This is a genomic window from Herbaspirillum aquaticum (assembly GCF_002213425.1).
Classification (GTDB): Bacteria; Pseudomonadota; Gammaproteobacteria; order Burkholderiales; family Burkholderiaceae_D; genus Herbaspirillum; species Herbaspirillum aquaticum.
This window is the reverse complement of sequence record NZ_NJGV01000005.1, coordinates 194,926-208,746: the sequence shown is the minus strand read 5'-3', so window position 1 is coordinate 208,746 and position 13,821 is coordinate 194,926. Positions and strand designations below refer to the sequence as shown.

The 13,821-nt window shown below is 65.5% G+C and carries 12 protein-coding genes; 9 read left to right on the top strand and 3 right to left on the bottom strand.

Going from position 1 to position 13,821, the window contains the following annotated elements:
* Positions 1 to 37: 37 nt before the first annotated feature.
* From CEJ45_RS07095 to CEJ45_RS07075, 5 genes are read left to right on the top strand one after another with little or no spacing between them, the layout of a single operon-like run.
* Entirely contained in the window at positions 38 to 898 is an 861-nt protein-coding gene (locus tag CEJ45_RS07095) for an ABC transporter permease (RefSeq protein WP_088754462.1), read from the top strand.
* Complete coding sequence (locus CEJ45_RS07090) at positions 895 to 1,674, top strand: ABC transporter permease (RefSeq protein WP_088754461.1); 780 nt, start codon at positions 895 to 897, stop codon at positions 1,672 to 1,674. Before CEJ45_RS07095 ends, CEJ45_RS07090 begins: the two co-directional genes overlap by 4 nt.
* 12 nt (positions 1,675 to 1,686) lie before the next feature.
* Positions 1,687 to 2,700 carry an ABC transporter ATP-binding protein gene (locus CEJ45_RS07085; protein WP_088754460.1) on the top strand — a complete coding sequence of 338 codons (1,014 nt, stop codon included), beginning with the start codon at positions 1,687 to 1,689 and terminating at the stop codon, positions 2,698 to 2,700.
* 32 nt (positions 2,701 to 2,732) lie between these two features.
* The gene (locus CEJ45_RS07080; RefSeq protein WP_088754459.1) at positions 2,733 to 3,701 is read left to right on the top strand and encodes a nucleoside hydrolase; all 969 of its coding nucleotides are present in this window, start codon (positions 2,733 to 2,735) and stop codon (positions 3,699 to 3,701) included.
* A 54-nt stretch (positions 3,702 to 3,755) separates the two neighbouring features.
* Positions 3,756 to 4,835: an adenosine deaminase family protein gene (locus CEJ45_RS07075; RefSeq protein ID WP_088754549.1), complete on the top strand. Its 1,080-nt coding sequence runs from the start codon at positions 3,756 to 3,758 to the stop codon at positions 4,833 to 4,835.
* A 7-nt stretch (positions 4,836 to 4,842) separates the two neighbouring features.
* Here CEJ45_RS07075 and CEJ45_RS07070 read toward each other — a convergent pair whose 3' ends face one another.
* Entirely contained in the window at positions 4,843 to 6,564 is a 1,722-nt protein-coding gene (locus CEJ45_RS07070; protein ID WP_088754458.1) for a methyl-accepting chemotaxis protein, read from the bottom strand.
* A gap of 320 nt (positions 6,565 to 6,884) precedes the next feature.
* Between CEJ45_RS07070 and CEJ45_RS07065 the strand changes: the two genes are divergently transcribed.
* Positions 6,885 to 8,129, top strand: a complete 1,245-nt coding sequence (locus tag CEJ45_RS07065; RefSeq protein ID WP_088754457.1) for a multidrug effflux MFS transporter — start codon at positions 6,885 to 6,887, stop codon at positions 8,127 to 8,129.
* A 66-nt stretch (positions 8,130 to 8,195) separates the two neighbouring features.
* Positions 8,196 to 8,399, top strand: coding sequence for a hypothetical protein (locus CEJ45_RS07060; protein WP_088754456.1), 204 nt, complete (start codon positions 8,196 to 8,198; stop codon positions 8,397 to 8,399).
* A gap of 114 nt (positions 8,400 to 8,513) precedes the next feature.
* Here CEJ45_RS07060 and CEJ45_RS07055 read toward each other — a convergent pair whose 3' ends face one another.
* Positions 8,514 to 10,922 (bottom strand): DNA polymerase II, encoded by a 2,409-nt coding sequence (locus CEJ45_RS07055; RefSeq protein ID WP_420913283.1) that lies wholly within the window; start codon positions 10,920 to 10,922, stop codon positions 8,514 to 8,516.
* A gap of 211 nt (positions 10,923 to 11,133) precedes the next feature.
* On the opposite strand from CEJ45_RS07055, the gene CEJ45_RS07050 reads away from it, so the two are divergent.
* Both CEJ45_RS07050 and CEJ45_RS07045 read left to right on the top strand, forming a co-directional pair.
* Positions 11,134 to 11,937 (top strand): hypothetical protein, encoded by an 804-nt coding sequence (locus tag CEJ45_RS07050; RefSeq protein WP_241517293.1) that lies wholly within the window; start codon positions 11,134 to 11,136, stop codon positions 11,935 to 11,937.
* Positions 11,938 to 12,072: 135 nt separating this feature from the next.
* Positions 12,073 to 12,279 (top strand): hypothetical protein, encoded by a 207-nt coding sequence (locus CEJ45_RS07045; RefSeq protein ID WP_088754454.1) that lies wholly within the window; start codon positions 12,073 to 12,075, stop codon positions 12,277 to 12,279.
* A 14-nt stretch (positions 12,280 to 12,293) separates the two neighbouring features.
* On the opposite strand, the gene CEJ45_RS07040 is transcribed toward CEJ45_RS07045, so the two are convergent.
* Positions 12,294 to 13,706 (bottom strand): aminotransferase-like domain-containing protein, encoded by a 1,413-nt coding sequence (locus CEJ45_RS07040; RefSeq protein WP_088754453.1) that lies wholly within the window; start codon positions 13,704 to 13,706, stop codon positions 12,294 to 12,296.
* Positions 13,707 to 13,821 lie beyond the last annotated feature (115 nt).

Sequence of the window (13,821 nt, the reverse complement as noted above, 5' to 3'; positions counted from 1 at the left end):
GCGCCGCCCTTTTCTTTCCGGACCTCGTTTGCGCCCCATGCTCGCCTCTTCCAAATCACGCCTCGGACTGATGCTGGTCACGCCTGCGCTGATCTTCACATTGGTCTGTTTCCTGCTGCCGGTGGCGGCCCTGCTGCTGGATGCCTTCCGCATCGGCGGCCCCGACAGCCTCGACGGCGGCCCGCTGCAATGGAGCCTGGCCCGCTTCGCCGATTTCTTTGCCGAGCCCCTGCACCTGCAGGTTCTCTGGCGCACCCTGCGCATTGCGGCCCTGGTGACGCTCTGCTCGGCCCTGCTCTGCTATCCCGCCGCCCAGGCCATCGTGCGGGTGCCTGCGCGCTGGCGCGGGCTGGTGCTGGGCATGATGATCCTGCCGCTGATGGTCTCGCCCATTGCGCGTACCTATGCCTGGATCGTGCTGTTCGGACGCAATGGTGCGGTCAACGCGGTGCTGCTGCAGCTGGGGCTGGCCGATGAGCCGCAACGCCTGCTCTTTACCGAAATGGCGGTCTTCGTAGGCCTGCTGCAATTGCTGCTGCCCCTGATGCTGATGTCGCTCGTCAGTGCGATGGAAAACATTTCGGCCGACCTCGCACTGGCCGCCTCGACGCTGGGCGCCAATGCCTGGCAGGTATTTACCCGCGTGACGCTGCCGCTGACGCAGGAAGGCCTGATCGTGGGCGGCACCCTGGTCTTCACCGGCAGCGTCACCGCCTATGTCACCCCGGCCCTGCTGGGCGGACCGAAGGTCTTGATGCTGGAAACGCTGCTCTACCAGAAGGTCAGCGTGGAAAGTGATTTCGGCACCGCCAACGTGATCGCGGTGATCCTGGTGGCGATGACGCTGGCCGTCAACGCCGGCCTGAAACGTATTGCCGCACCCCGGAGGACGACATGAAACAAGGACTTTTCCCGCGCGTGGTGCTGTGGGCCGTGATGCTGTTCCTGCTTGGGCCATTCATCATCGTCTTCCTGGCCGGGTTCAGCGGCGGCGAGACGCTGGCCTTCCCGCCACCCTCCTATTCGCTGCGCTGGATCGTTTCGGTGCTGCAGGCCGAGGAATTCCGCCAGGCCTTCGGCACCAGCCTGCAGATCGGCTTGCTGGCGACCGTGATCGCGCTGCTGCTGGGCGTACCCGTGGCTTATGCGATGTCGCGCATGCCGCCGCCGGGCATGGCGGTGATCAAGCAGGTGCTGACGTCGCCGCTGATCATCCCGGCCATGCTGGTGGGCCTGGGCCTGTTGCGCCACTTCGTGCTGCTGGTCGATGCCCCCGTCTTCCTGGGCCTGCTGATCGGCCACGTCGGGCTGCTCACGCCCTATGCCGTGCGGGTGGTCTATTCCAGCCTGGCCAACCTGCGGGTCGATATCGAGGAAGCCGCCATCACCTTGGGGGCCACGCGCATGCAGACCTTCCGGCTGGTGGTGCTGCCCAATATCCGGGGCGCGGTCATCGCGGCCTTCTTCCTGGCCTTCGTGACCTCCTTCAACCAGGTGCCGGTGTCGCTGTTCCTCACCGGCCCGGGCATCAGCACCCTGCCCATCGAAATGCTGGGCCACATGGAAAACAGTTTCGATCCTTCCATTGCCGCGCTGTCCACGCTGCTGGTGCTGTTCACCATGGCCTTCGTGCTGGTCACCGAGAAGGTGCTGGGCATTTCCAAATACATGTGATGTGAGAACCTGATGAGTTACCTGAATCTGCAGCAAGTGGCGCTCGGCTACGGCAACGCCAGGACCGCCGTGGAAGGCCTGGACCTGGCCGTGGAACGCGGCGAACTGATTTCGCTGCTGGGCCCCAGCGGCTGCGGCAAGACCACCACCATGCGCGCCATCGCCGGCCTTATCGACCTGCGCGCCGGCCGCATCACGCTCGATGGCCGCGACATCAGCCGCCTGCCGCCCAACAAGCGCGACATCGGCCTGGTATTCCAGTCCTATGCGCTGTTCCCGCACCTGAACGTATTCGACAACGTGGCCTTCGGCCTGCGCCTGCGCAAGGTGCCGGCCGCCGAATTGCGCCAGTGCGTCGAGAAGGTCATCGCCGCCGTCGGCCTGGCCGGTTTCGAAGCGCGCCTGCCTGCGCAGATGTCGGGCGGCCAGCAACAGCGCGTGGCGCTGGCGCGTGCCATCGTGATCGAACCCAAGCTGCTGTTGCTGGATGAACCGCTGTCCAACCTCGATGCCAAGCTGCGTGTGCAGATGCGTGCCGAGCTGCGCCGCATCCAGCGCGAGCTCGGCATCACCATGCTCTACGTGACCCACGACCAGGATGAAGCGCTGGCCATGTCGGACCGTATCGTGGTCATGAACAGCGGCAAGATCGAGCAGCTCGATACGCCCGAGCAGCTCTTCAATGCGCCGCGCACGCGCTTCGTGGCCAACTTCATGGGCTTCGAGAACCTGTTCGATTATCGCGACGGCCAGCTGCACGGTGCGGCGGGCCAACTGCCGCTGGCCGGCCTGCCCGCAGGCACCGCCTGCGCCGGATGGCGGGTGCAGCAGGTGCAGGTCGGCAGCGGTCCCTACGCGGGCCGCGTGCTCTCGCGCGGTTTCCTCGGCGAGCATGTCGAATACCTGTTGCAGACCGCGCTGGGCGAGGTGCGCGGCATGGCGCCCGCCGCCCTGGCCTCGGCCCGTGAGGGCGACACCGTGCACTTCGACCTGCCTGCGCATGAGGCACTGGCATTGGCTGCCTGAGCTCCCCTCGACCTTTGAAGAAGAAGACAAACATGCACAAGATCTGGCTCGATACCGACCCCGGCTTTGACGACTGGCTGGCCATGCTGATGCTGTCGGCCAACCTGGAAGTGAACTGGCTGGGCGTTTCAGTCGTGGCAGGCAATGCCCCGCTGGTCACCACCTACGACAATGCGCTGCGCATCAAGCAGCATTACCAGCTCGACGTGCCCGTCTATGCGGGCTGCGAGCGGCCGCTGGCCGGCGCCGTGGAAACTGCACAAGGCATCCTCGGTGAATCCGGCATGGCCACCACGGGCGATGCCCTGCCCCAGGTCGACATCGCCGAGCTCGAAGCGCGCCAGTCGCGGCAACTGCAACGCGATCCGCTGCCGCATGCAGTCGATGCCATGATCGAGGCGATCAGCCTGCATGCGGGCGAGATCACGCTCATGTGCATCGCCCCGCTGACCAATGTGGCCGTGGCCTTGCAGCGCGCGCCCGAGATCGCGGGCATGGTCAAGGAAATCATCCTCATGGGCGGCTCGGCCGACCAGGGCAATCACACGGCGGCTGCAGAATTCAATATCTTTGCCGATCCGGAAGCGGCTGATGTGGTGTTCCGCTCCGGCATCCCGCTGCGCATGTTCGGCCTGAACCTGTGCCGCCAGCTGCTGGTGACCGCCGCCGAAGTCCAGCAGGTACGGGCCTTGGGTACCCCGCGCGCCAAATGGCTGGCAGGCTACTTCGATGCCTACCTGCGCATCCGCAGTCCGGACGGCTCGGTACCCATGCCGATGTATGACCCGGCGGTGGCGATCTGGCTCAAGCGGCCGGAATTGTTCAGCTTCCAGCCGGCGCGGGTGGACATCGAATTGCAGGGCCGCCTCACGCGCGGCATGACGGTCTGCGAATTCCGCGTACCGCGCCGCGCCCCGGCCAATACCGAGGTCGCCATGACGGTCGACGGCCCGCGTGCCATGCAATGCATGATGCAGGAATTGCTGGGCAGGCTCTCCTGAAGAGGCCGACCTCCAAGCTCAATGGCCCCGGCCCTCTCCACTGATTTGCGTTTCATGACCCTCGACAACCACCACCAACAAGACACCGGCCCGCTCACGCTCGAACAATTCGTGCGGGCGCTGCCCAAGGTCGAACTGCATTGCCACCTGTTCGGCGCGGTGCGCCGCGAAACCTTCAGCGATCTCTCCGCCCGCGCCGGTCATCCGGTCTCGCCGGAAGAGATCGACGCCTTCTATACCCGCGGTGAAAAACCGGTCGGCGTGCTGCGCGTGCTGCGCGCCTTGGATGCCGAGCTGATCCGCCAGCCCGACGACCTCTACCGCATCACCTACGAATACCTGCAGGATGCCCACGCCCACGGCGTGGCCTGGAGCGAGTTCTTCTGGAACCCGACCGGCACGGTGCGCGTCTCGGGCATTGCCTACGCCGACGCGCAGGACGCCATCGTGCGTGCCATCGTCGATGCCGAGCGCGAGATCGGCATCATCGGACGCCTGATCCCCAGCATCGACCGCGAAGCCAGCCCCGAAGAAGCCGTGGCCATGGTGCAGTGGATGCTGGCCAGGCGCGCACCGCAAGTGGTAGGCATCGGCATGGATTACCGCGAGAATGATCGTCCGCCCGAACTGTTCGAAGCCGCTTACCGCCTGGCGCGCGAAGCGGGCCTGAAGACCACGGCGCATGCCGGTGAATTCGGCATGCCCTGGCACAACGTGGCCACCGCCATCGACCTGCTGCAGGTGGACCGCATCGACCATGGCTACACCATCGTCGACAACCCCGAACTGATGCAACGTTGCGTTGAACGCGGGCTGGTCTTCACGGTGGTGCCGACCAACTCTTACTACTTGCGCACGCTGGCGCCGCAGCGCTGGGCGCAGGATCATCCGATCCGCCAGATGCTGGCGGCCGGGCTGCGTTTGCACCCCAACACCGACGATCCGACGCTGCATCTGGTCACGCCCAGCGGCGCCTGGCTGATGATGCTGCAACTGGGCGCGCAGGTCCGCGACTTCAAGGCCTTCATGCTCAATGGCCTGGATGCGGCGTGGATGGCGCCGTCGCTGCGCCAGCAATGGCGCAGCCAGTGGACTGCCCGCTTCGACCAGCTGCACGCACGCCTGCAGGCCTGACCAGGCCCTAGGCCGCCATGTCGATGACCATGCCGTCATCGTCATGGAATTCACCCTGGTCCACCCGGAACGCGCCCACCAGGTCGGCCATCCGTTCGGTCGCCAGGCGCATCGCCTCGGCGGCCGCCGAAGACTGCTGCACCAGTGCCACATTGTGCTGCGTGATCTGCTCCATGGCGCTGACGGACTCGGCCACCTGCACCACGCCGGCTGACTGCTGCGTGCTCACGCTGGCGATCTCGGCAATGACCCGGCTCACGCTGCCCACCTGCACCACCACCTCCTGCATGGTCAGGCCGGCCGCCTGGGCACGCTGGCTGCCCTCTTCGATCTGCTGCGCCGACGCTTCGATCAGGGTCTTGATCTCCTGGGCGGCGGCCGCCGAACGTTGTGCCAATACCCGCACCTCGCTGGCGACCACCCCGAAGCCGCGCCCGTGCGCGCCTGCATGGGCGGCCTCCACGGCCGCATTGAGCGCCAGCAAGTTGGTCTGGAAGGCAATCTCGTCGATCACCGTGATGATCTCGACGATGCGTCCGGCAGCGGCCTGGATCGCCGCCATCTTGATGACCACCTGGTCGACTGCCGCACCACCCTCGGCGGCGACTTGCGCGGCCGAGTCCGCCAGGGTACTGGCCCGCTGGGCACACGTGGCGCTCTGCTGCGCGGTGGCGCTCAGCTGTTCCATGGCAGCGGCGGTTTCCTCCAGCGAGCAGGCCTGCTGTTGCGAGCGTGCGGCCAGGTCCAGTGCGCCATCAGCGATGTTGCCGGCCGAACCGCGTATGACCTTGGCCCCATGGCGTACCTGGCACACGATGTGGCGCAGCCCCTGCTGCATGTCCTGCAGGGAAGCCAGCAGCTTGCCGGTCTCGCCCTTGACCTCGACCTCGATCTGGCCGCACAAGTCGCCCTTGGCCACCTGCGTCGCCAGATCGGCGGCCTGGCTGAGCGGCCCGGTGATCAGGGTGTACAGGCTGGTCAGGCTCACCGCCATGACCAGCAGCACCACGCCTGCCAACAGGGTGGTCGCGGCATTGAGCGACTCCGCGCGCTGGCTTGCCCGGACGATCTCGCGCTCCGTGCGCGCCTCCAGCATCACCAGGAATTCATCCACCGGACGCATGATGCGTGCCTTCTCCACGTGATAGGCATGGTCATGCAGGATGCGCCGGGCCAATTCCAGGTCAGGCTCGGCCAGCAGCAGGTCAGCACCCTGGCGGCCCTGGTAGCGGCCTTGCACGATGTTCATGGCCTGGGTCTCGGTGGCCACCAGCGTGTCGGAGTTGCGCTTGGCTTCGAGCAGCTTGTCCATCTCCGCCTGGGTGAAGCCGGCTTGTCGCATCAACTCGCCCAGCGAGGCGGTCACGCTGCTGTCCGGACGGGGCGGCTGGCCGTCGGCGGCGACCAGGTCCCAGTAGATGCGCTGGTATTGTTCCGGACGTGCGCGCTTGCCGTCGCGAATGTCCAGGATCGCTTGATACTGCCGTGCATACTCCGGGTTGCCGGAGATCACATAAGTGCGCGCCAGGCGCGTGAGATCATCCGAGCTCTGCCGCAACTCCTCGGCCAGCTGCTGCGACACGTATCGCCGCTGATGCGCCTGGTTGAGCTCGCGCTCGGCCTGCGATTCGGCCATGGCCACCACCACCAGCGTCACCATCAGCACGGAAATGATGAAAGTGATCGTCAGCAGAATTTGCCTGATCGAGAAACGTTTATAGATGGACATCTTCCCCTCCCTGTTCGTCTGAAAAATCCGGCCGGGCCGCGCAAAGCCTCTTGGGCAGTGCCTCGCCGACCGGCAGGCGGACGATACGTGGAGGGCTTGGCTTAGGGGCGAAACGCAGGAAGATGCTTGATGAATCTAGAATTAGTTCGCTTTTTTTATCGAATAAATTTGAATTTCTCTCTAAAACTATCCTGATCCGTAACAAAAATATCAGAGCCTTTTCAGTCCATCACCGACATCTAGTTCACCATCGTGTGAGCGCCAGCAAGAAAAGCGAACCCGGTTCACAATAGCGGACTTTGCCCTGCAGACTGCTGCCCATGAACCCTGTTGCACCGCGTGCTGCCAATCATCCTCGTTTCCTGTTGTTCCTGATCTGTGCCTTTGCCTCGGCCGGCCAGTTGGCCATCGACCTCTACGTGCCGGCCCTGCCGGAGATGGCGGTCGATTACGCCACCTCGGCCCAGGCGATCCAGACCAGCGTGACCGGCTACCTGATTGCCTATGCCTTCGGGCAGCTGGTCTTCGGTCCGCTGGCCGATGCCTACGGACGCAAGCGCATCCTGGTCCTGGGGCTCAGTCTGTTCACGCTGGGCTGCGTGCTCTCGCTGGCCGCCCCCAACCTGGAAACCTTCGTCGCGGCACGGGTGCTGCAGGGCTTCGGCATTGCGGCCACCAACCTGCTGGCCAAGGCCATCATCACCGACTCCTTCACCGGCCAAACCCTGGTCCATGCCTACACCTACATGGCCATCGCCTGGGGGCTGGCGCCGATCATCGCGCCGGTGATCGGCGCCCACCTGCAGGAGGCCTTCGGCTGGCGCTCCTGCCTGGTGTTCCTGCTGGTGTATTCGTTCGCCATGTGGGCCATCCTGTGGAAGTATCGGGAGACACTGGCCCGGCCGGTGCACCTGCATCCGGCCACCTTGCTCAAGAATGCGCGCATGGTGCTGGCCAGCCCGGTGTTCCAGAGCTGCTTCCTGGCGCAGGGACTGTGCTACAGCATCCTGCTGGTGTTCAACATCGTCGGCCCCTTCATGGTGCAGAACACCTTGCACCAGCCGCCCACCTTCTTCGGCTACCTGGCCCTGGCCATCGGCATGATGTATTTCCTGGGCGGCATCTCCAACCGCATCCACCATCGCCGCCTGCCCTCGGCCGAACAGCGGCTGCGCATCGGCGCGCGCGTCATGACGGTGGCGGCCTTCGCCATGCTGGCGCTGGCCCTGCTGGTCGGGCTGACGGTGTGGACGCTCATCACGCCGGTGCTGGTGATGGCCTTCTGTGCCGGCGCCATGTATCCCACGCTCATGGCCAAGGGCAATTCGATCTTCCCGCACATTGCCGGACTGACCAGCGCCATCCTGGGCTTTGCGCTGCTGCTGGTGTCCTCGGGGATGATGGGATTGGCCGGTTTTGTCTCCATCCATAGCCTCACGCCGCTGGCAGTGTTCTTCTGCATCGTCGGGCTGACCGTCATTGCCATGGTGGGCAAACTGCTGCAGCACTTGCAGGTGCCGGCGGTCCCCGGGGCGTTGCCAATCCGACCATCAGAAAAACCCTGATACCGGCGCAACGGCCATGGGCATACGATGCAGTCATCGACACTGATTCATTGCCCGGAGAACCCCATGGCCCTCATCCAGACCCTGTTGCACTACGCCAGCTATCTCGCCGCCTTCTACGCCCTGTACCTGCTGGCGGGCAGCCTGGCGTTCGGGGCCGTGCTGTGGCAGAAGGTCTACGGCAAGGCGCAGCGCCAGCCGGTGCCGGTGCGCGTGCGTGTCCATCACGAGCGCATTGAAAGCCGTGAGCGTGATTCGTATTACCGCTGAAACGTGAACGCTGTCATGCGCCAAACGTAGACAATCACTGTTGGATTGCAGGTCAGCCTGGGGCTGGATTCGTTGGATCCGGCCTTTTGTTTTTGGCTTGGCATTCCTCCTGGATCAAAACAACTCCTGCTGCGGCGAAGTCACCGCCGCAAAGCTGTCCCCCACGAAGACCAGGATGGCATCGGCCACCGGGGCCAGCTGGCGTTCCAGGTAGTGGCCGTAATCGATGGCGGCGCGGCGCTTTTCCAGCGGCTCGGGACCGGCGGTCGTCATGACGTAGTTGATCCAGCCACCTTGCTGGTACTGCAGCGGACGTCCGCCCTCCTCGTTGACCTGGTCGGCCATGCGGGCTGCGCGTACATGCGGAGGCACGTTCTTCTCGTAATGGTCGAGCTGGCGGCGCAGGCGCTTGCGATACACCAGCAGTTCATCCAGCTTCCCCGCCAGCAGCTCAGCCACATAGCCGGTGATGAAATCGCGATAGGGCTCGCCCCGGAAAATGCGCAGGTACAGCTCCTGCTGGAAGCGCTGCGCCAGGGGCGACCAGTCGGTGCGCACCGCTTCGAGCCCCTTGTAGGTGACCTTGTCCTCACCCTCCGGCGTGCGTACGTACCCGGCGTAGCGCTTTTTGCTGCCGGTATCGGCGCCGCGCACATGCGGCATCAGGAAGCGCTGGTAATGCACCTCGAACTGCAATTCCAGCGCGCTTTCCAGTTGATACTGGCTGGCCAGGTGGACGCGCCACCAGTCATTGATGCGCGCGGTCAGCTGCAGTCCGATCCGGCGCGCCTCCTCATCGCCATGGGGCCGGCGCAGCCAGACGAAGGTGGAATCGGTGTCGCCATAGATGACTTCGTAACCCGCCTCCTCGATCAGCTCACGCGTGCGATGCATGATGTCGTGCCCGCGCCGCGTGATGGAGGACGCCAGCCGCGAATCGAAGAACCGGCAGCCGGTCGAGCCCAGCACGCCGTAGAAGGAATTCATGATGATCTTCAGCGCCTGCTGCAGCGGCTTGTTGCCCTGCGCCTTGGCGGCTTCGCGGCCCTGCCAGATCTGTTCGATGATGGCCGGCAGGCTGTGGCTGCGCCGCGAGAAGCGCGCACCGTTGTAGCCCGGCACGGTCTGGCCCTCGGGTTCATTCAAGGTGCCATCGACCAGTCCCACCGGATCGATCAGGAAGCTGCGGATGATGCTGGGATACAGGCTCTTGTAGTCCAGCACGATCACCGAGTCATACAGGCCCGCGCGCGAATCCATCACGAACCCGCCCGGACTGGCCAGCGCCTCGGCATCGCCCAGGTTGGGAGCGACGTAGCCCTTGCGATGCATGTGCGGCAGGTACAGGTGCGTGAAGGCGGCCACCGAGCCGCCGCTGCGGTCGGCCTGCAGCCCGGTCACGCTGGCGCGTTCCAGCAGGAAGGAAAGGATGTCGGTCTTCCCGAAGATGCGCGTGACCAGTTCGCAATCCTTGAGGTTGTAAGTGGCCAGGGCCGCCTTGTCCTCGTTGAACATGCGGTCGATCTCATCCATGCGCTGGTAAGGAGTGGCGATGGCCTTGCCTTCCCCCAGCAGCGATTGCGCCACGTTCTCGAGGCTGAAGGACGGAAAATTCCAGAACGCCCCGCGCAGGCTTTCGATCCCGTCGATCACCAGGCGGCCGGCTGCATTGACCAGCAGGTGGTTGGCGCGCATGCCGTGCTCGCGCCATTCCAGCGCTCGTCCGCCACGGCCCAGGCGCAGGGTGGCCTGGTATTTCTGGGCCTGCTTCTGCAGCACATTCAGGTCGAACTGGATGAGGTTCCAGCCGATGAGCGCATCCGGGTCATGCCGCGCAACCCAGGCATTGAGGCAGTCGATCAGTTCCTTGCGGCTGTGGCAGAACTGCAGTTCGAAATCCACTGCATCGACCGCACCGCTGGGCGGCCCCAGCGCATAGACGCTGCGCTGGCCGCAAACTTCGATGGCGATGCTGTAGAGCTCGCCCTGCCAGCTGGTTTCGATATCCAGCGACGCCAGCTTCAGGGGTGGACGATAGCCAGGCAAGGCACGGATGCGTGCATCAACCAGCACCCCATGGCCATCGTCCACGCCCTGGAAGGCCACGGGCGCATTGATGAAGCGCTCCATCAGGTAGCGCTCGGGCGGGCGGATGTCGGCTTCGTAGACGCTGATGCCGGCGGCGACCAGGGTCTTTTCCATCTTCAGCAGCTTGCGATACTGGCGCGCATACAAGCCCAGCACCGGGCGCTGGCTGACATCCTTCAAGTGTTCCAGGGCGCGCAGCTCCATGCCGGGCTCGTTGGCGATCAAGGCCTGCACGCGTTCGGCCTGTGGCTGCGGCACGAAGGCCACGGCCGTCTGCGGCGGCAGGCGCAGGCATTGCGGACCATCGTCGGTGGCCACCCACAGCTCGATCTCCACCCCGGCCGGCGTATCGCGCCAGTGCCGGGACAGCAGGAAGCCCGCGCGCTCGCCGGGGCGCAGGGAAGCAGCAGGAAGAGCAAGGTCTTGGTCGGTCACCGTCAGTCGGGGGTGTGCGGATGGAGTCGGGATTCTACTTGGATGTGCGCGCACGTGCGCGAGGGCGGGAGGGCAATTGTGAAGAAGGCCCAACATGCTTTTTCAGCTGCAAAGATTTTAAAAAAATTCCCTGTCTTCTCCGCGTTTTGCGCGCCTGATGGCGGTGCGATGCTGGCGCCCATCACGTCCCCGCAATACGGAGAGTCTCGCCATGAAAGTCCTGCCCCTCATCCTCCTGCTCAGCAGCACCAGCGTGCTGGGCGTCCTGCAGCTGCCGACAGCCCACGCCGCCAGCTTCGATTGCGGCCGCGCCGGGTCGGCCAATGAAAAGGCCATCTGCCGTGATGCCGAACTCTCGGCGCTGGACGATCAACTGGGCCGCGCCTATCGCCGGGCGCGGCAGGCAGCGGTGGACGTGCGTGCTTTCCGCAGCGCCAGCGACGCGCAATGGCGCTGGCGGGAGGACAATTGCCACGACCGCGACTGCCTGCTGGCCTGGTACCAACGCCGCCAGGGCGAACTGGAGGCCTTGGCAGCGCCGGCAGGCAATGACAAGCCCACCGCAGCAGCGGGCGCGCCGGCACCTGCCCTGGCTGCGCTGGCGCCGCCTCAGGCGCAACCAGTCGCGCTGCCGGCGACGCCGGCCTTGCGGCTGGGCCTGGACGCGCGCCAGATCGATCACCTGGCACCGGCCGGCAGCACGCCCTGGCCGCATTACGCGCGCGCCGAGCACGGCCAGTACTTCTATCGTGACCCCGACGCAGGCGAGACGCAGCCGCTGGTGGCGGTGCGCTACTACGGCATGGAGAACGGCCAGCACATCCTCGAAGCCGTGCGCGGCCAGACCGTGCTGCGCTACACCTGCAGCGCCGATTGCCGCTACATTGCCCGGCTGGCGCTGCCCGGCGACGTGGAAAAGGACACGGTGATCGTCAGCAACGACCGCGCCTCGCTGCCCTCGCTGATCGTGGCCGATGCGCTCAATGGATTGCTGGCCCCGGTGCAGTCGCGCTAGGGCCAAGCTTGAGTTTGCGCGCTTGTCCTACACGCGATTGCGAAGGCGGATGACAGGCGGGAGCATGCGCCACGGGCATACTGCGCAACATCGAGCATGGTGCGCATGCTCCCCTTGCCCTGGCGAGAAGCTCCTATGAAGAAAATCGAATTCGACGGTTACCTGCTGGTCTACCAGGCCGATGATAGCGAAGGCCGCTGGAAAGGCTCTTACGCGATCCTGAAGGATCGTGCAGAGATCACCCGGGGCTCGCTGCCCCTGGCGGCGCACTCGGAAGACGACGCCGTCGGCGAGATCCTGGCAGCAGCGCGGCGCCAGACCCGCAGCGCCATGGCCGCCTAGCCCCCCTGCTCCTGCTACACCACGACTTCCCGCAAGCTGCGGCGATGGGCCAGCTCCATCAGCCGCCGCAAGGCGTGGACGAGCTCGAAGCGGCTGCGCGAACGCCCCAGCGAAATGCGGATGTGCGGCGCCATGCCGCGCTGGGCCTCGGGCTCGCCGGCCACGAAACTGGCCTGCGAGACCACGTTCAAACCGGCCTCCCGGGCCCGGCCCACGAAATCCTGCCCCTTCCAATGAGCCGGCAGCGCCTTCCAGAGATGGATGCCGCCGCTGTCGGCCAGGCTCTCGTCACCCAGGGTACGCAGGGCCAACTCCTGCCGCGCCCAGGCTTCCTGCCGGATGCCGGTGGCCAGCGTGGCGGCGGTGCCATCGTGTATCCACTGGGTCGATAGCGCCGTGGTCAGTGGCGTCGACATCAGCACGAAGGAACGCAATGCGGCCAGCACCTCATCCTGCGCCTGTCCTTCCGGGGTGAGCACGTAGGCGGTCCGCAATCCCGGCAGCAGGCACTTGGCCAGCGTGGACACGTAGAACACGTGCCGCGGCGCATAGTGTGCCAGCGGCCTGGGCGCATGCACGGCGAAGCGCCAGTAGGGATCATCCTCGATGATGCGCAAATCCAGCCGCGTGGCCAACGCTGCGATCTCGGCACGGCGTGTGGCCGGCATGGTGTGGGTGGTCGGGTTCTGCAGGGTGGGATTGAGATAGACCAGGCGCGCGCCGTGCTTGCGCACCATGGTCGTGAGCAGGTCGGGACGCATGCCTTCGTGATCGGCGCCCACCGCCACCACGCGCCGTCCCAATTGCGCCGCTGCCGCCAGCAAGCCGGGATAGGCCAGCGGCTCGGCCAGGATGGTGTCGCCCGGCCGGGTCTGCGACAGCAGCAAGGCGGCCAGGGCCGACTGTGCGCCCGGGCAAGCCAGCACCCGGCTGTCATCGACCGGGCCCAGCATGTCCTGCAGCCACATGGCGCCGGCGGCGCGGTCGGTGCTGCTGCCGCCGCCCAGGTGGTAGGTCATCAGCAGGTCGACGTCGCTGTGTATCAGTACCTGTGACACGCCCTGTCGCAGCAGGTCGTCCAGGTCGATCCCGGTGGGCGGCGGCGGAATGTTCATCGACAGGTCGAGCACCTGGCTCAAATCCACCTTGGGGGCGGCCACGAAGGTACCGGCCGCGCCGCGCCCTTCGAGCAGCTGGCGGCGGCGCGCCTCGCCATAGGCGCGCGTGACCGTGGTGAGATCGACCTGCAGGCGCTCGGCCAGCATCCGCTGCGGCGGCAGGCGGTCACCCGGTTTGAGCCGCTCATCGGCAATGGCCTGCTCCATGAAGCCGACGATCTGGAGGTAGCGCGGGCCGCCATGGGCGGAAAAGCGGGCAATCCAGTGCAGGGAGGGATCTGTTGCGTGCGGGGGTTCCGGTCTGGCCATGAGCATCCTGGGTGAAGTTGCCCGCAGGGCTGGCTGCGGGCCGGCCGTCTAGTATGGATGCATGCTCGACAAAAATCCATACATCGCAACTTCCCTTTGTGCCAAGGCTTTGCGG

Excerpts from the sequence above, each read along its gene's own strand:
- CEJ45_RS07095 (WP_088754462.1), top strand. The coding sequence starts at position 38 with ATGCTCGCCTCTTCCAAATCACGCCTCGGACTGATGCTGGTCACGCCT.
- CEJ45_RS07090 (WP_088754461.1), top strand. The coding sequence starts at position 895 with ATGAAACAAGGACTTTTCCCGCGCGTGGTGCTGTGGGCCGTGATGCTG.
- CEJ45_RS07085 (WP_088754460.1), top strand. The coding sequence starts at position 1,687 with ATGAGTTACCTGAATCTGCAGCAAGTGGCGCTCGGCTACGGCAACGCC.
- CEJ45_RS07080 (WP_088754459.1), top strand. The coding sequence starts at position 2,733 with ATGCACAAGATCTGGCTCGATACCGACCCCGGCTTTGACGACTGGCTG.
- CEJ45_RS07075 (WP_088754549.1), top strand. The coding sequence starts at position 3,756 with ATGACCCTCGACAACCACCACCAACAAGACACCGGCCCGCTCACGCTC.
- CEJ45_RS07070 (WP_088754458.1), bottom strand. The coding sequence starts at position 6,564 with ATGTCCATCTATAAACGTTTCTCGATCAGGCAAATTCTGCTGACGATC.
- CEJ45_RS07065 (WP_088754457.1), top strand. The coding sequence starts at position 6,885 with ATGAACCCTGTTGCACCGCGTGCTGCCAATCATCCTCGTTTCCTGTTG.
- CEJ45_RS07060 (WP_088754456.1), top strand. The coding sequence starts at position 8,196 with ATGGCCCTCATCCAGACCCTGTTGCACTACGCCAGCTATCTCGCCGCC.
- CEJ45_RS07050 (WP_241517293.1), top strand. The coding sequence starts at position 11,134 with ATGAAAGTCCTGCCCCTCATCCTCCTGCTCAGCAGCACCAGCGTGCTG.
- CEJ45_RS07045 (WP_088754454.1), top strand. The coding sequence starts at position 12,073 with ATGAAGAAAATCGAATTCGACGGTTACCTGCTGGTCTACCAGGCCGAT.
- CEJ45_RS07040 (WP_088754453.1), bottom strand. The coding sequence starts at position 13,706 with ATGGCCAGACCGGAACCCCCGCACGCAACAGATCCCTCCCTGCACTGG.